The 21,885-nt window shown below is 41.2% G+C and carries 21 protein-coding genes; 9 read left to right on the plus strand and 12 right to left on the minus strand.

The window, feature by feature from the left end; all coding sequences use genetic code 11:
• Window positions 1–87 precede the first annotated feature (87 nt).
• The 4 genes from katG (at window position 88) to HJC33_RS05700 (ending at window position 4,288) form a co-directional block, all read left to right on the plus strand.
• Window positions 88–2,310 (plus strand): catalase/peroxidase HPI, encoded by a 2,223-nt coding sequence (katG, locus tag HJC33_RS05685; protein WP_246245497.1) that lies wholly within the window; start codon window positions 88–90, stop codon window positions 2,308–2,310.
• Between the two features lie 92 nt (window positions 2,311–2,402).
• A complete protein-coding gene (locus HJC33_RS05690) occupies window positions 2,403–2,882 on the plus strand; it encodes an ankyrin repeat domain-containing protein (protein WP_171657835.1) in 480 nt (159 codons plus the stop codon).
• A gap of 7 nt (window positions 2,883–2,889) precedes the next feature.
• Complete coding sequence (locus tag HJC33_RS05695) at window positions 2,890–3,513, plus strand: NUDIX hydrolase (RefSeq protein WP_171657836.1); 624 nt, start codon at window positions 2,890–2,892, stop codon at window positions 3,511–3,513.
• Between the two features lies 1 nt (window position 3,514).
• Window positions 3,515–4,288 (plus strand): nitrilase family protein, encoded by a 774-nt coding sequence (locus HJC33_RS05700; protein WP_171657837.1) that lies wholly within the window; start codon window positions 3,515–3,517, stop codon window positions 4,286–4,288.
• Here the strand turns inward: HJC33_RS05700 and HJC33_RS05705 are convergent.
• Window positions 4,275–5,891: an Ig-like domain-containing domain gene (locus HJC33_RS05705; protein WP_171657838.1), complete on the minus strand. Its 1,617-nt coding sequence runs from the start codon at window positions 5,889–5,891 to the stop codon at window positions 4,275–4,277. The genes HJC33_RS05700 and HJC33_RS05705 overlap by 14 nt on opposite strands.
• Before the next feature lie 71 nt (window positions 5,892–5,962).
• Window positions 5,963–6,664, minus strand: a complete 702-nt coding sequence (locus HJC33_RS05710; RefSeq protein ID WP_171657839.1) for a ComF family protein — start codon at window positions 6,662–6,664, stop codon at window positions 5,963–5,965.
• Between the two features lie 35 nt (window positions 6,665–6,699).
• On the opposite strand from HJC33_RS05710, the gene HJC33_RS05715 reads away from it, so the two are divergent.
• Together HJC33_RS05715 and HJC33_RS05720 are read left to right on the plus strand one after the other, a co-directional pair.
• Complete coding sequence (locus HJC33_RS05715) at window positions 6,700–7,596, plus strand: hypothetical protein (protein WP_171657840.1); 897 nt, start codon at window positions 6,700–6,702, stop codon at window positions 7,594–7,596.
• Window positions 7,597–7,632: 36 nt separating this feature from the next.
• Window positions 7,633–9,174, plus strand: coding sequence for a glycine--tRNA ligase (locus HJC33_RS05720; RefSeq protein ID WP_171657841.1), 1,542 nt, complete (start codon window positions 7,633–7,635; stop codon window positions 9,172–9,174).
• Between the two features lie 21 nt (window positions 9,175–9,195).
• Here the strand turns inward: HJC33_RS05720 and HJC33_RS05725 are convergent, their stop codons facing one another.
• Window positions 9,196–9,765: a hypothetical protein gene (locus HJC33_RS05725; RefSeq protein ID WP_171657842.1), complete on the minus strand. Its 570-nt coding sequence runs from the start codon at window positions 9,763–9,765 to the stop codon at window positions 9,196–9,198.
• 328 nt (window positions 9,766–10,093) lie between these two features.
• On the opposite strand from HJC33_RS05725, the gene HJC33_RS05730 reads away from it, so the two are divergent.
• The gene (locus tag HJC33_RS05730; RefSeq protein WP_171657843.1) at window positions 10,094–10,285 is read left to right on the plus strand and encodes a hypothetical protein; all 192 of its coding nucleotides are present in this window, start codon (window positions 10,094–10,096) and stop codon (window positions 10,283–10,285) included.
• A gap of 303 nt (window positions 10,286–10,588) precedes the next feature.
• On the opposite strand, the gene HJC33_RS05735 is transcribed toward HJC33_RS05730, so the two are convergent.
• The 7 genes from HJC33_RS05735 to HJC33_RS05765 form a co-directional block, all read right to left on the minus strand.
• The gene (locus HJC33_RS05735; protein WP_171657844.1) at window positions 10,589–11,629 is read right to left on the minus strand and encodes a serine/threonine-protein kinase; all 1,041 of its coding nucleotides are present in this window, start codon (window positions 11,627–11,629) and stop codon (window positions 10,589–10,591) included.
• A gap of 5 nt (window positions 11,630–11,634) precedes the next feature.
• On the minus strand, window positions 11,635–12,117 hold the full coding sequence (locus HJC33_RS05740; protein WP_171657845.1) for a RuvC family protein: 483 nt from the start codon (window positions 12,115–12,117) through the stop codon (window positions 11,635–11,637).
• A gap of 251 nt (window positions 12,118–12,368) precedes the next feature.
• On the minus strand, window positions 12,369–12,794 hold the full coding sequence (locus HJC33_RS05745) for a lipocalin-like domain-containing protein (protein ID WP_171657846.1): 426 nt from the start codon (window positions 12,792–12,794) through the stop codon (window positions 12,369–12,371).
• 63 nt (window positions 12,795–12,857) lie between these two features.
• Entirely contained in the window at window positions 12,858–14,921 is a 2,064-nt protein-coding gene (locus HJC33_RS05750; RefSeq protein WP_171657847.1) for a TonB-dependent receptor family protein, read from the minus strand.
• A gap of 32 nt (window positions 14,922–14,953) precedes the next feature.
• Window positions 14,954–16,060, minus strand: coding sequence for a Gfo/Idh/MocA family protein (locus tag HJC33_RS05755; protein WP_171657848.1), 1,107 nt, complete (start codon window positions 16,058–16,060; stop codon window positions 14,954–14,956).
• Window positions 16,061–16,101: 41 nt separating this feature from the next.
• The gene (locus tag HJC33_RS05760; RefSeq protein ID WP_171657849.1) at window positions 16,102–16,653 is read right to left on the minus strand and encodes a cysteine hydrolase family protein; all 552 of its coding nucleotides are present in this window, start codon (window positions 16,651–16,653) and stop codon (window positions 16,102–16,104) included.
• Window positions 16,654–16,673: 20 nt separating this feature from the next.
• A complete protein-coding gene (locus HJC33_RS05765; RefSeq protein WP_171657850.1) occupies window positions 16,674–17,135 on the minus strand; it encodes a hypothetical protein in 462 nt (153 codons plus the stop codon).
• 152 nt (window positions 17,136–17,287) lie between these two features.
• Here HJC33_RS05765 and HJC33_RS05770 point away from each other — a divergent pair, with 152 nt between their 5' ends.
• Together HJC33_RS05770 and HJC33_RS05775 are read left to right on the plus strand one after the other, a co-directional pair.
• Window positions 17,288–18,052, plus strand: coding sequence for an exodeoxyribonuclease III (locus HJC33_RS05770; protein ID WP_171657851.1), 765 nt, complete (start codon window positions 17,288–17,290; stop codon window positions 18,050–18,052).
• Window positions 18,053–18,115: 63 nt separating this feature from the next.
• A complete protein-coding gene (locus tag HJC33_RS05775; protein WP_171657852.1) occupies window positions 18,116–19,156 on the plus strand; it encodes an NADP(H)-dependent aldo-keto reductase in 1,041 nt (346 codons plus the stop codon).
• Window positions 19,157–19,299: 143 nt separating this feature from the next.
• On the opposite strand, the gene radA is transcribed toward HJC33_RS05775, so the two are convergent.
• Both radA and HJC33_RS05785 read right to left on the minus strand, forming a co-directional pair.
• Window positions 19,300–20,661, minus strand: coding sequence for a DNA repair protein RadA (gene radA / locus HJC33_RS05780; RefSeq protein WP_171657853.1), 1,362 nt, complete (start codon window positions 20,659–20,661; stop codon window positions 19,300–19,302).
• A gap of 55 nt (window positions 20,662–20,716) precedes the next feature.
• Window positions 20,717–21,859: an alpha/beta hydrolase gene (locus HJC33_RS05785; RefSeq protein ID WP_171657854.1), complete on the minus strand. Its 1,143-nt coding sequence runs from the start codon at window positions 21,857–21,859 to the stop codon at window positions 20,717–20,719.
• Window positions 21,860–21,885 lie beyond the last annotated feature (26 nt).

Raw genomic sequence — 21,885 nt, forward strand, 5'->3', positions numbered from 1 at the left:
ATTTTAATATGAATCGTCTATAGTGTGGAGAGTGATTTTCGTAACTTTAGTCTGGTTAAAAATCTAAACAAAAACAACATATTTATCATGAGTAAAGAACTAGCTAATGGGGCAGATGCAGGCATGTGTCCTTTCTTAAATGGCGAATTGAATCAAGCCGCTGGCGGAGGTACTACAAACCGGGATTGGTGGCCCAATTATTTGAATTTAAACATCCTAAGACAGCATTCTTCCCTTGCTGACCCTATGGATGAGGGTTTTGATTATGCGAAGGAATTCAAATCCTTGGATTTGGATGCCATCAAAAAAGACCTTACTGAGGTTATGACAGATAGCCAAGATTGGTGGCCTGCAGATTTTGGTCACTACGGACCGTTTTTCATCCGAATGGCATGGCATGCTGCTGGAACCTATAGAATTGCCGATGGTCGCGGAGGAGGTGGAACTGGTAATCAAAGATTCGCTCCTTTGAACAGTTGGCCGGATAATGCCAACTTGGACAAAGCAAGACTACTGCTTTGGCCCATCAAACAGAAATATGGAAAGAAAATTTCTTGGGCAGACCTTTTGATTTTGGCCGGGAACGTTGCACATGAATCCATGGGACTTAAAATGTTCGGTTTTGCTGGAGGACGGGCTGATATTTGGCAACCAGAAGAAGATATTTATTGGGGTTCTGAAGCCGAATGGCTGGGGAACAAAGCTAGATACGATGAAGAAGGTGAGTTGGAAAACCAATTGGGCGCCGCACACATGGGATTGATTTATGTAAATCCCGAAGGACCAAATGGAAACCCTGACCCAGTAGCCGCTGCAAAAGATATTCGTGAAACTTTTGGGCGTATGGCCATGAACGATTACGAAACTGTAGCATTGATTGCTGGAGGACACACCTTTGGTAAAACGCACGGTGCCGCATCAGATGCAGAATATGTTGAGGCAGAGCCAGCGGGAGCTTCCATAGAAATGCAGAGCATGGGTTGGAAGAATAACTTTGGAAGTGGAAAAGGTTCAGATACCATTACTAGTGGTTTGGAAGGAGCTTGGACCAATACTCCAACTCAATGGAGCCATTCTTTCTTTAAAAACTTGTTCGGTTACGAATGGGAATTAACCAAAAGCCCAGCTGGAGCACACCAGTGGAAACCAAAAGATGACGCAGGGGCTGGAACTGTACCAGATGCACATGATCCAACTAAAAAACATGCACCGTTCATGTTGACCACGGATCTTTCCCTTCGATTTGATCCCGAATATGAAAAGATTTCAAGGCACTTTTTGGAAAATCCAGAGGAGTTTGCTGATGCGTATGCCAGAGCTTGGTTTAAACTGACTCACCGTGACATGGGTCCTGTTTCCCGTTATTTAGGTCCAGAAGTACCTCAAGAAGAGTTGATTTGGCAAGATCCTGTTCCTTCTGTAGATCATGATTTGGTAGATGATAAGGATGTAGCGGATTTAAAAGCCAATATCCTTGCATCTGGGTTGACGGTTTCTGAATTGGTATCCACAGCTTGGGCTTCTGCATCAACTTTTAGAGGGTCTGATAATAGAGGGGGAGCCAATGGAGCACGCATTCAATTGGCACCACAAAATACATGGAAGGTCAATAACCCAGAGCAACTGGGCAAAGTGTTGGATACTTTAGGAAGAATTCAAGAAGAGTTCAACAGTGCACAATCTGGAAATAAAAAAGTTTCCTTGGCAGATTTGATTGTTCTTGCTGGTGGAGCTGGGGTTGAAAAAGCAGCAAAAGATGCGGGTAGTGATATCACCGTTCCGTTTACCGCGGGTCGTACTGATGCGAGCCAAGAGCAGACTGACGTGGAGTCTTTTGAAGTTTTGGAACCACAAGCGGATGGTTTCCGCAACTATGCTAGGAGAAAGTTCAGTGTGCCAACTGAAGAATTATTGGTGGACAAGGCACAATTGCTTACACTAACGGCTCCAGAAATGACTGTATTGGTTGGTGGATTGCGTGTATTGAACGCAAACTTTGATAAATCAAATCACGGGGTGTTTACCCATAAACCCGAAACTTTGACCAACGATTTCTTTGTAAATCTTTTGGATTTGGGAACCAAGTGGGAGGCAGTTTCTGAAGATGATGAGGTATTTGAAGGACGTGACCGCAAGACTGGAGACGTGAAATGGACAGGAACCCGTGTAGATTTGATTTTTGGATCCAATACCGAATTAAGGGCATTGGCCGAAGTTTATGGGTGCAGCGATTCACAAGACAAATTTGTAAAGGATTTTGTGGCTGCATGGACCAAAGTGATGAATTTAGATAGATTTGATTTGGCTTAGAACCAAGGTTTAAAATCAGAAAAAGAAAATTAAAATAGACTGCCACAACGCGTAAAAGTTGTGGCAGTTTTTTTATAACTTCAACCTGTAAAATGAGTAACAAAGAAGATTTTTTCAACTACATTAGAAATGGCAATACAGAAGCCATGGAAAATTTGTTGGATGTAGATGCTACCCTTTTGGAGACCAAAGACCAAAGAGGTTCCACACCTTTATTGTTGGCCTCTTATTATGGACATTTAGATTTGGTGGAATCCTTGTTGGTCCGTGGTGCTATGGTGGACACCAAAGATGGCACAGGTAATACGGCTTTGATGGGGGTTTGCTTTAAAGGATACGCGGAAATAGCCAAAAAGTTGATTGAAGCAGGAGCCAATGTCAACCAATCCAACGCCATGGGCGCCACATGCCTTATTTATGCAGCAACATTCAATAGAATGAAAATTGCCCAATTGCTTTTAGAGCATGGTGCCAATACAGATACCAAAGATGCAAGAGGAAATACCGCTTTGGACCATGCAAAAATGCAAGGCATTCAACCTTTGGTTGACCTGTTAGAAACACACACATAATCCCCTTATGGACTTAAGAGAACAACTCAATTTTGTTAAACGTATCAAAGCTATTTCAGAGACAGGGTTGGTATATGCCCAAGATCCCTATGATCGAGAAAGGTATGAAGAGTTGAAACATATAAGTTTCCAATTAATGGAAAGTATGACCAATGTACCTCTGGGGACTATTGAAGATTTTTTCATGCCGCAGAAAGATTACCCTACCCCAAAAGTGGATGTAAGGAGCTTTGTTTTGAATGATGAGGACGAAATCTTGATGGCCAAAGAAAGCGTTGATGGAAAATGGACCATTCCTGGTGGGTGGGCAGATATCGGGAACACCCCTTCTGAAACTGCAGTAAAGGAAGTACTGGAAGAAACGGGTATAAAAGTTGAGGTTGTCCGACTACTGGCAATATATGACAAGCAAGTACATCCCCATCCCCCAGAACCCTATTATATTTATAAATTGATGTTTTTGTGCAGAATGGTTGGTGGGGAACTCAAACCAGGTTTTGATATGTTGGGAGCCGATTTTTTTCCGTTGGATAAGCTTCCAGAACTTTCTCTTGAGCGAATTTTGGAAAGTCAGCTACATCAACTTTTCCATTTAAGCAAGTCTTCATCAGAAATGGTATATTTTGATTAGGATGATGGAAAAGCTCAATATAGCCCTTATCCAATCGCACTTACACTGGGAAAATCCTGTGGCCAACAGGTCCATGTTTCAAGAAAAATTGAAATCTATCAATAGTCAGGTTGAAGTCATCATTTTACCTGAAATGTTCTCCACAGGCTTTACGATGACTCCACAATCTCTTGATGTCTCCGAAGGAAAGCTTACATTGGAATGGATGCAACAAATGGCCGTGGAGCTGCAAGTTGCCATTGTGGGCAGTATTGTTTTCACTGAAACAGAAAAGAATTTTAACCGATTGTACTTCGTTTTTCCGGATGGTACTTACAAAAGTTATGATAAAAAACACACTTTTACCTTGGCTGGGGAAGATGCCGTGTATGAAGCAGGGAATGAGAAATTGATTGTGGAATACAAGGGATTTACATTTTGTCCACTGATTTGTTATGACCTAAGGTTTCCGGTATGGGCAAGGAATACAGAGGATTATGATGCTCTTATATATGTTGCCAACTGGCCAAGACCTCGAATTACAGCTTGGGATACCTTGCTCAAAGCCCGTGCTATTGAAAATATGGCCTACAGCATAGGGGTAAATAGGATTGGATTGGATGGATTGGGTTACGAATACCCAGGGCATTCGGGAGTTTATGACACCTTGGGAAATATACAGGCCTATTCAGAAAAAGAAGAAATATTGTATGCCACCTTGGACAAGAATCATATTGAATCTACAAGAGGCAAACTTAAGTTTCTAGGGGATAGGGATGAGTTTATTCTGAAATGATAAAGTTCTGTTCCAATTCCCAATTGGCTCTTACATCTATGACATCTGGATAATAGCTCACCTTTTCGGGCTGGATTTTTTGCAGATAATTCCCCGTGTCCCATTCACCATTGCCATTGTCATCAAAAATAACCCTGATTCTATAATTTCCGGGATTGAGGTTATTGAATTCAAAAATTTTGGATTCATCGGCCATTAATTCCCGTTGGACCTCTTCCCTGTCGTTGGTCAACTGAATAATTAATGGATAGCGCACGGCACCACCCAATCTCAGGCGAAGATTTCCATAATCGGCATAACTTCCAGTGTTAATGCTGTAGCTTAATGTATCATTTTGAATGCCAAAAAAATCGGTTACTGCTCCTGGCAATAGGGTGAAAACGTACCGCTGATTGGGTTCGGTTTCAAAATCAAAATCAATTTTATTGATCAAGGAATCCACCTGATAATTATACGGAGCGATTAAAGTATCCTTATAAAAAGCAATTTTGGAGGTGTCCACATTTGCAATGGGGGTGCTGGCCAAAAGACTGAAAGCGTCTTCAAAATTGAACGTTCCACTTTTTGAAGGACGCAATTCGAGGGAATCCAAAGGCAATTTTCTGGTCTTCACGGTAAAAGTATCAATGACTTCCAGTTTAGGATTGCTTACCGTAAAAATGATGGAATCGATATCGGTGGGCGTTAACCAATAATTTAAGGTGTCAGTTTCTCTATCTTTTAGGATAAGGGTTTGAACAGAATCTGGCAACGTTGTCAAAGACTCAATGCTAATATCTTCATGCTCTCCCTGAAAACCAAAAATAATCCGGTTTTTGGCCACATAACTTGGTACGGAAACCTTATAATTTGGACGTTCTCGAAAAAGATTCAACAGATAAACCGAATCGTTGGGAAGGGTAATCGTATCTGTCAAAAAACCTATTTTATCCTGACTTTGGTCAAAAAGGTTGTTTTTATTAACGTCCTTCAGTCCAAACAAGGCGTAATTCCCTTCTTTCAGATTTTTAAGCTCAAAAATGGGAAGGCTATCCATGGTATTGGTAATGTACAACGGAGGGGTTTTGTAGACGGTTGAATCCGTATAGGCTGTATCGATTTCATAAAGCATCACACTGATGAACTCGTCTGCTGTTCGATTGAAGGCATCCTTTACGGCCCCAGTAAGATATAGGGAATCTATATAATCACCTGTGGAGAAAACATAGGTCAAATAACTGTTGGGATTCCCTTCGTTATTGTCCGTAATGCTTTGTCCAAAATTTAAGGTATAGGTGGTATTTTCCCTTAAGGTATCTTTTAAAATGATTTCCACATATTTGCTGGCCCCGCCTTGAGGACTTATTTCAGGGAGATATTTTAAGGGTGGGGACACAATAAGTTGATTTTGCACATCCTGAAGTTTGATGAGTTCATCAAAATACAACCTGATTTTTTCTGCCTTGAAATTAGTGGTAAAATTATCCGGTTCTGTTCTTACCACTACAGGAGGAGTAATATCTTTGGGGCCTCCAGAAATAGAACCTCTTTTAGCACATTGCCAAAGGGCCAATCCCATCAGAATTACAAAGATAAAGCTCAATAATTTTTTTAGATGCACCATCTTAAAAATCAATGTGGGACAAAGAAACAACTAATTTGAAAATGGAGTGACCGAATTCACAAATTTTAACCCTAGGATACAACGGCAATGCTCAATACCGAAACTTGAAGGCCTTTCATTTGAAAAAGTGCTTTTGAACAAGATTCAATGGTGGCACCAGTGGTAATTACATCATCAACCAATAAAATATGTTGGTATTGCTTTTGTAGTGAAGGGTTGAGTTGAAAAGCTTCCTGAATGCTTTCCCAACGTAATAAACGGTCTTTTTTGGTCTGTGTTTTGGTGTTCAAGGTGCGTATCAGTACGTCATCTCTATATTCTGCTTTGATGGATTCGGCCACTTTTTGGGCAAAAAGGGCCACTTGGTTATAGCCTCTTTTCTTTTGTTTCTTTGGATGTAAGGGAACAGGAACAACTACATCCACTGTTTGAAGCGTTTCATCATTTTCCAACTGGGCGCCGCACCAGTCCCCCAAAAACCCGCCTATTTCCTCATGATTTTTGTATTTTAACCAATGCAAAAGGTTTTTGATTATCCCATTTTTTGTAAAAAAGACGAAAGAAGCTGCCTTTTTTATGGGAATTCTCCCGTAAAATATGCGGTCAGTGGTATTCTCATCTTCAAAGTTATGATCGGTGAGTGGCACATCATGTCGACAAACGGTACATAGAATGCGTTCTCCTCTGGATAATTGGGCATTACATCCAAAACACACCCTTGGCAATAGGATGTTGTTAATCTCGTTTAGTATCTTAGCCGTCCTTTTAGGCATCAAATCTTATTACGTTTTTAGTAGTCTGTTAATCCATGAACCCCCAAGATAACACTTTCAACTACAAGATTATTTTTGCGGCACTAATCGCTGTGATCGTGGGGATATTGATTGCCTTTTATTATAGCTACGCGCAATCCAAGAACCAAATGATTTTCTTGGAACAGGAAAAATCACTTTTAGTAAAAGACTTGACCCTTATGAAGGCCGAGGTGGACCGACTATCTGGTCTTAATGAAGTAAATGATATTGAACTGCAGACTTCACGCTTCCGGGTGGAGCAATTATTGGATTCCGTGGGCCGATTGAACTTCAGTATAACCAAACTGAAAGAAACCCGAACAGAATTGCGCAGGTTGGAGCTGAGATTTGATAGCCTTAAGCTCAAGAACAATTTTCTTCGCTATAACAACAGTTTATTGGCGAGCAGATATGAAGAAACGCGAAAACAGCTAGAAGATCTTCGGGGGAAAGCAACTAATTTAGAGCAGACAGAGTCGCTTTTACGGGAAACCAATAAAGAGTTGACCCGGGAATTGCGCATCAAAAGTTACCTGAAATTACAAAATGCCGAAGGTAGCGGGTTCAGATTGCGTGCCGGAAGACCCATAAAGACCAACAAAGCTTCCACAATTGAAAAACTACGTGGTTGTGTCACCATTTTGAGCGATGCCAATCAGCGCGGTGATGTAAAAATATTATACCTTCAATTTTTAGACCCTAACATGGCTGTGGTAGAGGATAATGCCAGTACCATTTCGGTGAGTGGCAATACATACAGCAAAAAAGTGGAGGTTATCTATACCGGAAAGGAAATCAGTGTTTGTGATGCCATTACTGTTCCAGAAGGCTCCCTTACAGAGGGAATTTATACCCTTAATGTTTTTGAGGACGAAAGACTGCTCTCCTCTACTGAATTTCAGTTGAAATAGCGTATTTGTTTTGGGCTAAAATTCTATTTTTGCCGCATGGCAAATCAAGAAGATATTTTTAAGAAGGTGATTTCCCATGCCAAGGAGTATGGGTATGTGTTCCAATCCAGTGAAATTTATGATGGCCTCAGTGCTGTTTATGACTATGGGCAGAACGGGGTAGAGTTGAAGAAAAACATACGGGAGTACTGGTGGCAGGCCATGGTACAGCTCAATGACAATATTGTGGGCATAGATGCCGCTATTTTTATGCACCCTACCACTTGGAAAGCTTCGGGTCACGTGGACGCCTTCAATGATCCCTTGATTGACAATAAGGATTCTAAAAAAAGATATCGTGCTGATGTTTTGGTCGAGGATTATGTGGCCAAAATTGAAGCTAAAATAGATAAGGAAGTTGCCAAGGCCGCCAAACGTTTTGGTGACGCTTTTGACAAAGACCAGTTTTTGGCCACCAACCAACGGGTGTTGGATTATCAAACAAAGGCCGATGGCATATTGAAGCGTTTGGGCAAATCTTTGGAAAATGAGGATTTAGCAGATGTAAAAGCCTTGATTGAAGAGTTGGAAATTGCCTGTCCCCTTTCAGGTTCCAAAAATTGGACGGATGTAAAGCAGTTCAACCTCATGTTTGGAACCAAATTGGGAGCTTCTGCAGATTCAGCCATGGATTTGTACCTCCGTCCAGAAACCGCACAGGGTATTTTTGTCAATTTTTTAAATGTACAGAAGACAGGCCGAATGAAAATTCCGTTTGGGATTGCCCAAACTGGAAAGGCATTCCGAAATGAAATTGTGGCCCGACAGTTCATTTTCCGTATGCGGGAGTTTGAACAAATGGAAATGCAATTCTTCATTAAACCTGGCACGCAACAGGAATGGTACGAAAAGTGGAAGGAAAAGCGCTTGAACTGGCACCTTTCTTTGGGAATGGGAGAGGACAATTATCGTTTCCACGACCATGAAAAACTGGCACACTACGCGGATGCCGCAGCTGATATTGAGTTTAAGTTCCCCTTCGGATTTAAAGAATTGGAGGGAATCCACTCCCGTACCGATTTCGATTTGGGTCAGCACGAAGAATATTCAGGCAAAAAGCTGCAGTACTTCGACCCCGAAGAAAATAAAAGCTATGTACCCTACGTGTTGGAAACTTCCATTGGTTTGGATCGTATGTTCTTGGCAGTTTTCTCCAGATCCCTGCAAGAGGAAGAACTGGAAAATGGCACTACCAGAACGGTATTGAAGCTTCCCGCGGTATTGGCACCGGCCAAGGCTGCAGTGCTTCCCTTGTTGAAAAGAGATGGCCTACCAGAAGTCGCCCAAAAATTAGTGGATGAACTAAAGTGGGATTTCAATGTGGTGTACGATGAAAAAGATGCCGTTGGGCGTCGCTACCGTCGCCAAGATGCGGTTGGAACCCCATTTTGCATTACCGTGGACCATCAAACCTTGGAAGATGACACCGTGACAATTCGCCATAGGGATACCATGGAGCAGCAACGGGTTGCCATTGCAGATGTAAAGGGCATCATTTCTAAAGAGGTGGACATGCGCTATTGGTTGCAGAAAATATAGTTGTTTTTGTCCGTGTGGTAATCACCTATTCTCTTTTATAACGCTGTTGAGGCAATTGATAAAAGTAGCGTACCCCTTAAAACTTTGTGGACCAACAACAATGTCAATAAGATGTTTTTTTTGTTGCCCGTAAGCAATATAGATTTTACGGTGCGCCATTCGATGTCCATACCTGCCCAGAATTGCCGGAATTGCCTTGGATGAAAACCCCTTAATGTCTCGGAATGCAATACTATTGGGTTTTACAATCGGTTTTTTAAAAACATTGCTCCTCGATTGTGTAATGATCTTTTGTTGGGTATTTACAATGATGTTTTTGGAAATTGTATAGAACCATAAAAATGCTCCAGAAGCTACTGTAAGTGCAATGATAATTCCCCAGAATTTAAAGTTGTTGTCGCCATGGGCCATCATTAGGTTGGGAATAAAGAGTACCCAAAACACCGGAAGCAGGTAAAGGATATAATAATCGTTTCGGATTTGAATGGTGAAGCACACTGCATCTCCTTTTATACGGAAGTTTTCACCAGCAAAAAGACGCTTTATGGTTGCCGACAATGTTACCAGCTCTTGAAATGGTGTTTGCTCCATATTTTTTTAGGCAAAATAGCACCAAAAGGTAGCAATGTGGGTAATCAATATATAAATGACGGTTATGGGTTGATTAAAGGAATGAAGGTATAGATGAGTCACTTTTGAAGTTATGGCTGTAAGGTTGAGCGCAGTTGAAACCTTAAGGTAACTAGAAAGGCTGGTAAAGGCCTCTCGACTGCGCTCGAGGTGACAACTTGTTTTGCAGCGCACTTACCTTCCGTTTCGGCATTGCATGGTTTGGTGGCGGCGCGACCCTGAACTGAATTTAGGGTGAGGCTACTAATGAGTAGTAACAACCCCTCATTTTTTGGAGTAATTTGCTCCCATGTTAACAACCGAACAGCTCGTTGAATTAAATCTATGGATTGAGGACACCTATGGCTCTCCCGAACAGCTCGCCAAACAACTCAATGAGCTTATCTATATGTTGCATTATGTGGATGAAGAGGTATTTACCCCACGTGAAATACAGGATGTAGTGGAAACTTTACGAGGTTTGGGGAGGGTGTTGGGGTAACGGTTTTGTATATGAAAAGTAGCGGATTTTTATTCACTAACATTTTTGAAAATAATGTACTTAATTAAATAAGAAACGGTTCAGATTTACACCTAAACCGCTATTTTTTATACATTATCGTAGCACGTTATTTCTTCATTGTTTCTACAATTATGCGTCCATTGTCAAGTTTGTTTATTTCATAATTTCCATCGTATTTCTTCACATTTGCAGAATGTAATAGCTCACTATGACTTTTACATCGGTGAGGATTGGAAATGTCGTTTCTACTTTTTTTATTATATGTAGATTTCTTTTTTGCCATTACCATTTTGACGTAAACGCTTTATAAAGTAACGAATTTTTTTCAGTTTTGTTGAGTTTGGCTTCACAAAATTCCTTTTTCTGTCTTTTATTTTTGGTACTTTTTACAGTCCAATTCGTTCCTTCAAAAGTTGCTTTTACTTCTCTATTTCCATCTGTCCAAGTGTCATTTCCTTTAAAGTCGGTTTGAAATAACCAATCATTACTATCTTTTATTTTAGCTAAATCGTTTTGCATTTCTAAAACAGTATTGTAACGACTATTAGGGTCTGGATGTAATGCATTTGCTATTACCTTTCTCAAAGGTTTTGGGATATGTGGAAAATGAAAACTCCTATCAGGAAATTGACCATTTTTTAATCTCTCAATAAAGTGAGCATCAGCCTTTACGTTTCTTTTTATAAAAGCTTGATTTATTTGATGAACAAATATTTTATCTCCAATACACATACGCAAAAGAGTTATTCCAGCTTGATATATATCAAATTTTAAATTATGTTCTGCTTGGTCAAAAAGTTCTGGTGGTGCATACACTTGAGTTGTGCCAAATACCTTGGCAAATCCATAACTTCCTGTGTGCTGTGCGAGACCAAAATCAGATATCAAGGCTTGATTTGATTTTGAAATTAGGATATTTTCAAGTTTAACATCAAAATGTATAAGTCCTTTTGAATGTATATGGTGTAAACCAGAAAGAAACTGTAATCCATACCTTATTATTTCTCTTGAACTCAAAAATCTACTATCACAAATACCTTTTAACGAACCATTTTGATAGAAAGGCATCGCTAAATAAATATGGTCGTCATCTTTACAACCGTAGTTTACTGCTACTACATTTCTGTGTCTTGTTAAATATAGTTTTTTTGATTCTTCAAAAAAGAGAGACTCATCTTTAAACTTTGTATGAGCTACCTTTTTAACCGCAAGTAATGCATCTAATTGATGGTCTTCAGCCTCGAAGACATCACCTTCTCCGCCTTTTCCAATCCTTTTTCCAAGCTTAAAATTTAGTTTTGCTTCTGTAATTAATGATGACATCTATTTTATAATTTTAGTGAGGCGTGACAAGCTAAAATACTTTCTCTTTCTTCTTTTGAAATAGAAGACCATATTATTTCATTCGGAATATTTTCAAACTCTAATTCATTGTCTGCAAATTTCTTAAAATTCTTTCTCTCAATTTCCAATAACATTGCAATAGTAGCAATCTGTCCTAATTTATATTTACTGACTGTACTACCAGCTAAAGATTCTAAAAGAACACCTTCTATGTAAAACCTTTCTATATCTCTTTTGCCTACATTATAGAGAGATTCCTTTACGCGCACAAGAGCATTATCAATTTGATATTCGGCAATAATATCAATGATAGTATTTCTAATATAATTTAATCGTTCGGGTTCCTCCATTGCAAGTGGAACATTTATTGTGTCAACTGTAAGAAAATTGTAACTATCATCAGTTTCTTCAATAATCGCGTAAAATATCTTTTTGTTAGAGTAAACTCTTAATCCAATTCCTATCATTCAATGTTTGGTTTAATGTGCTACAACTTATTTATATAGATGTATGTTACATCCATACACCCCTAATATAGCGTATAAACGATAATTATTGTAAGAATTCAATTTTTCTGTCAGAAAATATAGCTCAACCGTACCCCTCCGTAATAATTTCTACCATTACTGGGGTAAAAGAGAGTGAGATTATCACACAATTATGATAAAAAAAGCACGCTAGAAAAAGCGTGCTTTAGCAAGAACAGATATTTTTTTAATTATTCTTCTTTTTCATATTTTTCTTGGTATTCCCCTTCCCCTTCGTCAAGAGTTAAAGTCAGTACATTATCTTCAATGGAAAATGGAACTTCATATGTGTCATTGTTGCCATAGTCCAATTCTATGACTTTATCAGTAATATAAGACCACGCTCCAGTCTGGTTTCCCCCGGTATTCTCACATTCTTGTCCTACAATGTAATGGTATCCATAATCAAAAGAACCATCTTCTTTAAAGGTCAGGTAGTCCTTGCCATCACATTCTGTGGCAGGTTCTTCCCCTTCATCATCCAAATACAATATAAAATACCAAGTTCCAATTAACGAAACAGTATCTTCTGGATTTTCTTCAGGTGTTTCAGAATCAGTTGAGCAAGAAATAAAAAGGAAAAAAAGTGCAAAAAAATACGTAAAAGTTTTTCTCATGATGTTGAAGTTAAGGTTGATATTCAAACCAAAACGAGACTGCAATAGCTATATTGTTCCAGACTACAATATTTGATACCCTAAACGAATACCTCCATAATAATTTCTACCGTTACCGGGGTAAAAATAGCGGGGCAGGGCGCCACCAAAGCCTACGGCGTTGATCAATACGCTTTGGGCAAAGTTGGTGTTGAACAGGTTGTTCAGTCCTGCATTAAGTCCTAAAGAAAAATGGTCGCCCAAACGGTTGTGGTAGCTCAATTTGGCATTAAAAAGGTTAAAGGCTTCGCTGCGCAAGGTATTGGCATCGGTAAGGGGAATTTCGCCTACATACTGGTGGGTCAAGTTCAACCGTAGGCCGTTGGTATGGTGTACGGTGAGCCCAGAACTTACCCGGTGCTTGGGCACTCCGGTCAAGGGGTTGCCGGAGTAGTCGTTGTCGCCATCCACAAAATCCACAAAACTATGGTCGTTAAAGGTATAGCTCAGGTAAGGTGAGAGCGCCAGCGTTTGGGAGAGGCGGAGAATGTATTTGGCATCCAGTTCCAATCCGTTGTGGCGGGTCTCCCCAGCGTTGAGACCAATAAATTGGTCCTCACCCACCCGTTGGGCCACCAAAAGGTTGTTAATGTCCATACGGTAGAGGGCCAGCCCCACGGTAAGTTTGCGGTCCAAAGGCCGCCATCGCCCACCCAGTTCATAACTCATGCCGGTTTCTTGGGCTATATCGGGGTTGATCACCCCATCGGGGGTCAAGGTCTCTTCCAAACTGGGATTGGAGAATCCACGGCTTACATTGGCGTAAAGATGCCCTTTGTTAAATTGGTATTGCAATCCTAGGCTGGGCAGCAGAATAGGGTCAAAATTGCGTTCCGCAGAGGTATTTTCTTCCCCGGTGTTGAACAAGTCCCTAAAATCATAATCGGTTTGGTTCAAAGCCAGCCCCAATTGTACTGAAAACTTTTCTGTAAAAGGATAAGTGAACGTGCCAAAAAGGTTCAGTTGCGTCCTGAACTCTTTGTTATCGCTTAGCTGGGCACCTTGTAGGCTGCCATCCCCATCATTGTCCCGGAACAGGTTTCGGTAGGTGCTCCATGCGTATTCGTCTTTGTAGAGTTCTCCGCCAAAACTGTAGTTGGAGCTGCCCCAAACGCCTTCAAACAAACTCCTAAAACCGTAACCGTTGGTGATCTCGTCCAAAATATTGAAGGGGCGCGGTTCGTAATGGTCCAGATGGGTGTAAAAAATGCTGCTGGTGTTCTTCAGTTGGTCGGCAAGTTGCCATTTATGGTACAAACCGGTAAGGGTGTATTTGTTGTCCTCGAACCCACGTGCGGCCAACCAATTGGCGGCGGCCAGCCGGGGATTTTCCGAAAAATCGGTTTCGTTGAGCGAACTGGCGATCTGTGCGGTGTAATCAATATAATTGACGAGCAGGCCCAGCTCACTTTTGTTGCTGAGGCGGAAGTTGGTGTTCAGTAGCAGGCCATCGCGGGTCATGCCGTTGTTCTGTCGAAAGCCATCCGTTTCCAAATGATTGTAGCTGAACCGCAGACTGAATTTGCGCTCCCGGTGGCTAAAGGAAAGATTGTCTTTCCACATGTTGTAGGAACCAATGGTAAAGGTATTGCTGATTCGGGTGCGGTCCACATCCAACGGAAGGGTGTTCAACAGCACCGCGCCGCCCAGATTACCACCAAAGGTGGTGCCCTTGGGGCCTTTGATGACTTCTATGGCGCCCAGGTTCTCAAAATCGAAAGCCTCAATAGTGGAGGTGCCCGTGCCATTCGTCACCGGAATGCCGTTAAAATACATACGGAGCTTATCCGTGCCAAATGGCGTTCTTGCCCCTACACCTCGGATGGTAAATCGGTTGGTGTTCAAGGCTCCGGAAAGAATATAGACCCCAGAAATTTGGTTGATAGCGGAGGCAATGTCCACAGGATTGAACTTTTCAAAAGTAGATGGCCCTACAATGGAGGAAGCTGTAATGCCCGTAGCTTTTTTGGGGACTGCATCTTCCAACACGATAACTTCTTCCAATTGGGTCACGGAATCCAATTGAACCTCTTGCGCCATCAAAAAGGAGGTGAAAAAAAGAAGCAGGACAGTGAAGCAGATTTTCATGGAGCGTGAAGGTAGAATGAAATTTTTATAAATCAGTCTTTCAGTTTAATGGTCTTTCCTTTTTGGGCACTTTTTCGGGCGGCATCCAAAATTTCTACCACAATGAGATTGTTTTCCAGAGAGGACAAATCATGCTGAGGCAAGGTCAATTTCCCTTTGATTACTGCTGCCAACATGGCAAAAGGATCATTGTTAGGGCTTTGTCGTTCCTCAAGGGTGAATTGCTCCTCATCATAACCATCGTAACCTTCCGCCATCCGGATGCGTAGCGTATTTCGGTTATCGGCATAAATGGCTCCGGTAAGGCCATAAAGTTCCATGTCCTTTCTGCCGATGGGCCAGTTCCAAGAGGGCTCCAGAATGGCTTGGGCATCGTCATAAGTTAAAATAATGGTGGCGTCATCATCCACCTTCGGATTGTTTTCGGGCTGTAATTGTTGGGTAACAGCGGTAACGGTGTTGGGTCGCTCGCCATTTTTCAACCAAGTCATCAAATTGGCCCCGTAGCAGCCAAAATCGGTAATGGCTCCGCCGCCGTTGCGCACAGGGTCTTGCAGCCAGTCCAAAAATTCTTTGTTCACCCCTATTTTTACGGGGCCCCGGTGTCCATCCCGAACAATGACCTTGCGCAAATCCCCAATTTTACCTTGATCCAATAGTTCTTTCGCTTTGTGATTGGTGGGGTACCAAGTGGTTTCGTAGTTGGTGAGCAAATGGATGTTGTGCATTTTTGCCAGCGCAGCCATTTTTTGGGCATGGGCCATAGTTACGGCCAGCGGTTTTTCCACCATCACATGGATGCCTTTGGGCGCACAAACCTCCACTACTTGTAAATGGTCGTAAATGGTTCCGAAGGCGGTTACGGCTTCAGGTTTTGTGGCTGCAATCATTTCTTCGAGGCTGCTGTAGACCAAATCCATTGAAAAACCATGTTGCTTGGCATAGCGTTGGGCCAAATCTGTGTTGGGTTCTGCAATGCCAACGATTTCAATATCGCCCAAATCCTCCCTGCCCAAGATCCAATGTACATGGGTATGGGTAAGGCCGGCCACCCCAACCCTTAAGGGTTGTTCTTGTGAAATGCCAAAAAATGACATCAAAAGTGAAGCGAAAACTAGGGCTACATAGGTGCGAAACATGACCATAAGTTTAGTGATGATTGTATAAAAATAAGAAGGAATTACCCAAGTTGCTCCAAGTAGGCTGCTGTGTTGATTACTGTTGCAAACTCGTCCTTGAGGTTGGCCAGCGCAATGCTATGGGCCAATTCTGCACTAAAATGTTCTCCATTGACTCCTTTTTTATCGAAAGCAGCCGTGGCATCGGAAATTAGAGTGACGTTAAAGCCAAGATTGGCGGCCATTCGGGTAGAGGTGGAAACACAGTGTTCCGTGGTAAGGCCAACTATGACCACATCGGTGATGTTTTGGGACTTTAATCGTTCTTCCAAATCAGTTCCGATAAAAGCGCTGTTCACATGTTTTTTGATGATAGGTTCACTTTCCAAAGGTTCAACCAACGGATTAAACGCATTACTTTCCTTTGAGGGATGTAATGGGGATTCTGGGTTTGTGGAACAATGCTGGACATGGAAAATGGGCAGCTGCTTCTCCCTAAAAGCATTTAATATTTTTTGACTGTTGGCCTCTGCATTTGGATTGTTGCGCTCGGTGCCATAAAAGTCGATTTCCTGCAAACCTTGTTGGATATCTATTAAAATTAGAGCTTGCATGCTATATCTATCTTAAACAATCAAAACTGAAGCGCAATACCGATTCCTTGTTTGGACGGGACAACTTTAAAAGCAGATTTTGGGTTAAGACCCTCATTATACTTTAATATTGATTTTTTCTTTTGCGAACTAGATAACAAGGCAAAAGTTAGGAATGAAGCAAATGAACTCATTACACCAATGAATGGTCCAGTTGTACTTTTATTCTTAGAGTGATTATCGAGTTGCCAAACAAAGAAACCTATTTCAGCACCAAAAGAGACATAGGATAATGCACTAAAAGTTTTCGATTTTTTCCAATGGGAATAGGCAATCTCATCTTTCTCCAAAAGAGAAACAAGGTTTTTTTTGGTAATTCGTTTATCATCTTGATAGTATTGATAATCCCAAAATCCTGCAAACATTGTTATTTCCTGAGATTTGAGGCTTATGAATGGCAGCCCTATAAAAAACGATAGAAAGATAAGTCTTTTGATTTTCATTTTACATGAATATTAGGTTGATATTGAGAATAAAAATAATCTATATTTTGACTTCAGCAATCTGAAATGTAGAAACCACAGTAAATCTTTAACCTGGATAGGATCATTTTAAGAACCGAAATGCAATGGTTATTTTTAGACAAAATTTCAGCATGAAAATAGTATCGTACAATGTGAATGGAATCAGGGCCGCCATGAAAAAGGGTTTTACCGAATGGTTGCAATCTGTTGACCCAGATGTTGTTTGCATTCAAGAGACCAAAGCCATGAAGGAACAGGTTGAAGTTGCCGAATTGGAAGCCATTGGTTACAACCATCATTATTGGTTCAGCGCCCAAAAGAAAGGGTATAGTGGAGTGGCTTTGCTTTGCAAGGAGGAACCCGACCACATAGAATATGGTACTGGAATTGATTATATGGATCATGAGGGAAGAAACCTAAGAGCAGATTTTGGGGACTTGTCCGTCATGAGCATGTATTTGCCCTCGGGAACCAACTTGGATCGTTTGGAACACAAGTTGACCTATATGGCCGACTTTCAAAAATATGCAGATGAGTTACGTAAAGAACGACCCAACCTTGTTGTTTGCGGAGATTATAATATCTGTCATGAAGCTATCGATATTCATGATCCGGTGAGGAATAAAAATGTATCAGGTTTTCTGCCTGTGGAACGTGAATGGATCGGTAATTTTATCCAAAGTGGGTTTATTGATAGTTTCCGACATTTCAACAAAGAACCGCATAATTATACGTGGTGGAGTTATCGGGCCAACGCCAGGGCCAACAATAAAGGCTGGCGATTGGATTATGGCATGGTCAACGAATCTTTACAAGACCGCTTAAAACGTTCCGTTATTCTTTCAGAAGCGAAACACAGTGATCATTGCCCTATTCTGTTGGAGATTGAAAAATAACAATTGTTTTAAATATCAGTGGATGGGATTGCCTAATTTTGGAAGTCTTGAAGCTATGAAACTATGAAGTACACTAGAATTCCACATACCGATATCCGTATTAGTAAAATTTGTTTGGGCACCATGACCTGGGGTCGACAAAATACTGAAGAGGAAGGTCACGAACAAATGGATTATGCCCTCGATCAAGGGGTCAATTTTTTTGATACAGCAGAAATGTACCCGATTCCTGCTAAAAAGGAGCTCTACGCAGTTACCGAAGAATTTATCGGGAATTGGTTCAAGAAGACCGGGAATAGAGATAGAGTGGTTCTGGCCACTAAAATTGCTGGACGAGCAGAATTCACCAAACACATCAGAACTACAGGTTTTAGTCGTGACTCTATAATTAAAGCTGTGGAGGGAAGCTTAAAAAGATTACAAACAGATTATATTGATTTGTACCAACTTCACTGGCCAGAGCGTAATACCAATTATTTTGGACAACGAGGCTACAATGCCCATTTTGTAGATGCTTGGGAAGATAATATACATCAGGTTCTGGAAACCCTTCGGGATATGGTGACCGAAGGGAAGATAAGACATGTGGGGCTGTCCAATGAGACTCCTTGGGGAACGATGCGCTTTTTGGAAGAAAGCAAGGTACATCAAGATTTGCCTAGAATGAAGACCATACAAAATCCCTACAGCTTACTCAACCGACTATTTGAAGTGGGGCTTTCCGAAATTTCAATGCGGGAAAATATTGGACTTTTGGCGTATTCTCCTTTAGGTTTTGGTGTTTTGAGTGGTAAATATTTAACCGAAATACCTCCAAGGAAAGCTAGATTGACTTTATTTCCTGCTTACAGCCGCTATAGCAACGAGATTGCTACGGAAGCTACTCGAAAATATCAACAATTGGCACAAGATCATGGTTTGAGTTTGGCACAAATGTCTTTGGCATTTGTAAACACCCGTCCATTTGTGACCAGCAATATTATTGGCGCTACTTCCATGGAACAGCTAAAGGAAAATATAGGGAGTATTGATGTAGATCTTTCAGATGAGGTTTTGGACGGAATCGAGGCTATCCACAATGCCATACCTAATCCGGCGCCTTAAAGGAAAATGGTATTGTTTTTGGCAATGGTATCTCTGTTAGGTTGAGTGGAGTTGAAACCTAATGACCGGTTATGTGTTTTGAAGACCTCTCGACTGCGCTTGAGGTGACCTTTGGGGAGAGGTTTAATAAAACCTTTTAAAAGCTATCCAAACAAATTACTGACCACATCTTCAATTTTGGAGACCAGTTCCACTTGAATAGTGGTTTGTTTTAAGCCCATCTTGTTGTTTTTGGAGACGAAGATTTTAGTGAACCCTAGTTTTTCGGCTTCCAAAATGCGTTGGTCTATCCGTTGCACAGGGCGAATTTCTCCTGCAAGACCCACTTCAGCAGCAAAACATATTCCTTTTTCAATAGGAATATCTGCATTGCTGGATAGAATTGCGGCCATCACAGCTAGATCTATGGCAGGATCATCCACTGAAATACCTCCGGTAATGTTCAAAAAGACATCTTTGGCCCCTAGTTTGAAGCCTGCTCTTTTTTCAAGAACGGCCAAGAGCATGTTCAAGCGTTTGGCATTGAACCCAGTTGCAGAACGTTGAGGTGTTCCATAGACCGCTGTACTCACCAAAGCCTGAATTTCAATCAGAAGCGGGCGCATGCCTTCTACTGTGGCGGCAATGGCCGTGCCGCTGAGGTCTTCATCATTTTTGGAGATTAACACTTCGGAAGGATTATTGACTTCGCGAAGGCCACTGCCCTGCATTTCATAAATGCCCAATTCTGCCGTGGAACCAAATCGGTTTTTTAGGGAACGTAAAATACGGTAGACGTAATTTCGGTCACCCTCAAATTGAAGCACGGTATCCACCATATGCTCCAAGATTTTTGGACCAGCAATAGTGCCATCCTTGGTAATGTGCCCCACTAAAATAACCGGGGTATGGCTTTCTTTGGCAAATTTGATGAGTTCTGCGGTGCACTCCCGAATTTGAGAAATGCTTCCAGCTGCAGATTCAATATAATCCGTGTGTAGGGTTTGTATGGAATCGATGACCACTAAATCGGGCTCCAAGGCACTTATTTGCTGAAAAATGCTTTGTGTTTTGGTTTCTGTCAGTACAAAACAATTCTCACTGTTGGGTAGAATACGGTCTGCCCGCATCTTGATTTGTCGCTGACTCTCTTCCCCAGAAACATATAGGGTCTTATAATTTAACTTTAAGGCAATCTGAAGCAAAAGAGTGCTTTTGCCAATGCCTGGTTCACCTCCCAAAAGTGTTAAGGAGCCAGGAACCAAACCTCCACCCAAAACTCTGTTGAACTCTTGGTCCAAAGTGTCTATTCGTACTTCCTTTTTATGGGTAATTTCGGAAACACGAAGGGGTTTATTGGCTTTTTTGGATGTTGGGGCATCCGTTTTCCAACTTCTTTTTTCTTCTTTTTGCACAACTTCTTCCACAATGGTGTTCCATTGCTTGCATGAGGTGCATTGGCCAATCCATTTGGGATATTGAGCGCCGCAGTTCTGACAAAAAAAAGCTGTTTTGGTCTTGGCCATAACCTATGGTTTCGGTTTTGGCTAAGATAACAAAGTCCAATAAAGAAACAGGTTTTTAGTACCCGAAGTCGGCTTTTAGGGCGTCAATTTTTTCTAAGGCCATATCCTTGGTCAAAAAGTCGATTTCCTCTAGTTGAAAGGCTTTTTCAAAGGTTTTGAATGCTTTTTTGGGCTCCCCCAGCTCTTCATAGTACTCGCCTTCAAAATAAAAGCCCATCATGGTATCTGGATATTCCTTCTTGCACAACTCTGCCAATGGTTTTAGAGATTCAAAATCATCCTTTTTCAAACAGGCCGCATAAATGGCCATAATGTCATTGAGTTCAACGGGTTTTTCAAAACCAAAAAACTTTTCAATGGTGTTGTATCTGTTTTCCAGATAGCTGAACGCTGGTTCATCTGAGGTCAATATTTCTGTTTTATATTCTTTTGGACTTATGGGTTTGAATACATTGAAAATATTGTCAAAGGCTTTACTGATACCATATGCGGCGATGGAAGTATGGTCGGCATCCTCATATTCATCAAAAGCATAATGCAGGGTTTCCTTGGTGATGGACTTTATGGAGTGATTCATCTGAAGGATTCGCTGTCTGTCATCCGTTTTTTCCTTTTCAACAACCAGTGTATAGAAAATTTCTTGGTCCAAAGCTGATAAGCGAGATGGAACTCTACTTTCCATTTCTGGGGCCAGAACTGGAGAAATGCTCAAATAGGCATTGAAAAAGGATTTATCCTTGAATAAAAAGTAGTTGCCAAAATTGGCGGTGATATCGTACCCTATGAACATTTTGAAGGGTGCAATGTTGTAACTGGTTTCTAAATATGGAATGATTTCTGTGCCTAGAAATTCATAAAAATTTGCCCCTTTCTCTGTAGGAAGACCAGAGTTTTCCTCGTAATCACAGTCATCCCAACGCAGGTCGTTTTCTGATTGATGAATACCGACTATTATAGCTTCGGGCATACGACCTTGACTGCTATAAAATTTGTTATTGGCAACAACTAAATCAAACAGGTAGTCTGCATCCAAAACCACCAAGAGCGGATATTTGGTTTCTTCGGAATAATCTTCAGGGAAGTAATAGGAAACATCCCTACGTTCCTGAAGTTTAAAAGATTCAAAAATTTCTTTTTTGACTTGGGCTCCGAGGTTAAAACAAATTAAGCCTATTAGCAGGAATAGACATTTTTTCATGGGTATATGTTTTAGTTGGCAGGGGT

The sequence above is a fragment of the Flagellimonas amphidinii genome (assembly GCF_013090115.1).
Taxonomy (GTDB): Bacteria; Bacteroidota; Bacteroidia; order Flavobacteriales; family Flavobacteriaceae; genus Flagellimonas; species Flagellimonas amphidinii.

What these genes read in the sequence shown, in the direction of transcription:
- katG (WP_246245497.1), top strand. Translation starts at nt 88, where the DNA reads ATGAGTAAAGAACTAGCTAATGGGGCAGATGCAGGCATGTGTCCTTTC.
- HJC33_RS05690 (WP_171657835.1), top strand. Translation starts at nt 2,403, where the DNA reads ATGAGTAACAAAGAAGATTTTTTCAACTACATTAGAAATGGCAATACA.
- HJC33_RS05695 (WP_171657836.1), top strand. Translation starts at nt 2,890, where the DNA reads ATGGACTTAAGAGAACAACTCAATTTTGTTAAACGTATCAAAGCTATT.
- HJC33_RS05700 (WP_171657837.1), top strand. Translation starts at nt 3,515, where the DNA reads ATGATGGAAAAGCTCAATATAGCCCTTATCCAATCGCACTTACACTGG.
- HJC33_RS05705 (WP_171657838.1), bottom strand. Translation starts at nt 5,891, where the DNA reads ATGGTGCATCTAAAAAAATTATTGAGCTTTATCTTTGTAATTCTGATG.
- HJC33_RS05710 (WP_171657839.1), bottom strand. Translation starts at nt 6,664, where the DNA reads ATGCCTAAAAGGACGGCTAAGATACTAAACGAGATTAACAACATCCTA.
- HJC33_RS05715 (WP_171657840.1), top strand. Translation starts at nt 6,700, where the DNA reads ATGAACCCCCAAGATAACACTTTCAACTACAAGATTATTTTTGCGGCA.
- HJC33_RS05720 (WP_171657841.1), top strand. Translation starts at nt 7,633, where the DNA reads ATGGCAAATCAAGAAGATATTTTTAAGAAGGTGATTTCCCATGCCAAG.
- HJC33_RS05725 (WP_171657842.1), bottom strand. Translation starts at nt 9,765, where the DNA reads ATGGAGCAAACACCATTTCAAGAGCTGGTAACATTGTCGGCAACCATA.
- HJC33_RS05730 (WP_171657843.1), top strand. Translation starts at nt 10,094, where the DNA reads ATGTTAACAACCGAACAGCTCGTTGAATTAAATCTATGGATTGAGGAC.
- HJC33_RS05735 (WP_171657844.1), bottom strand. Translation starts at nt 11,629, where the DNA reads ATGTCATCATTAATTACAGAAGCAAAACTAAATTTTAAGCTTGGAAAA.
- HJC33_RS05740 (WP_171657845.1), bottom strand. Translation starts at nt 12,117, where the DNA reads ATGATAGGAATTGGATTAAGAGTTTACTCTAACAAAAAGATATTTTAC.
- HJC33_RS05745 (WP_171657846.1), bottom strand. Translation starts at nt 12,794, where the DNA reads ATGAGAAAAACTTTTACGTATTTTTTTGCACTTTTTTTCCTTTTTATT.
- HJC33_RS05750 (WP_171657847.1), bottom strand. Translation starts at nt 14,921, where the DNA reads ATGAAAATCTGCTTCACTGTCCTGCTTCTTTTTTTCACCTCCTTTTTG.
- HJC33_RS05755 (WP_171657848.1), bottom strand. Translation starts at nt 16,060, where the DNA reads ATGTTTCGCACCTATGTAGCCCTAGTTTTCGCTTCACTTTTGATGTCA.
- HJC33_RS05760 (WP_171657849.1), bottom strand. Translation starts at nt 16,653, where the DNA reads ATGCAAGCTCTAATTTTAATAGATATCCAACAAGGTTTGCAGGAAATC.
- HJC33_RS05765 (WP_171657850.1), bottom strand. Translation starts at nt 17,135, where the DNA reads ATGAAAATCAAAAGACTTATCTTTCTATCGTTTTTTATAGGGCTGCCA.
- HJC33_RS05770 (WP_171657851.1), top strand. Translation starts at nt 17,288, where the DNA reads ATGAAAATAGTATCGTACAATGTGAATGGAATCAGGGCCGCCATGAAA.
- HJC33_RS05775 (WP_171657852.1), top strand. Translation starts at nt 18,116, where the DNA reads ATGAAGTACACTAGAATTCCACATACCGATATCCGTATTAGTAAAATT.
- radA (WP_171657853.1), bottom strand. Translation starts at nt 20,661, where the DNA reads ATGGCCAAGACCAAAACAGCTTTTTTTTGTCAGAACTGCGGCGCTCAA.
- HJC33_RS05785 (WP_171657854.1), bottom strand. Translation starts at nt 21,859, where the DNA reads ATGAAAAAATGTCTATTCCTGCTAATAGGCTTAATTTGTTTTAACCTC.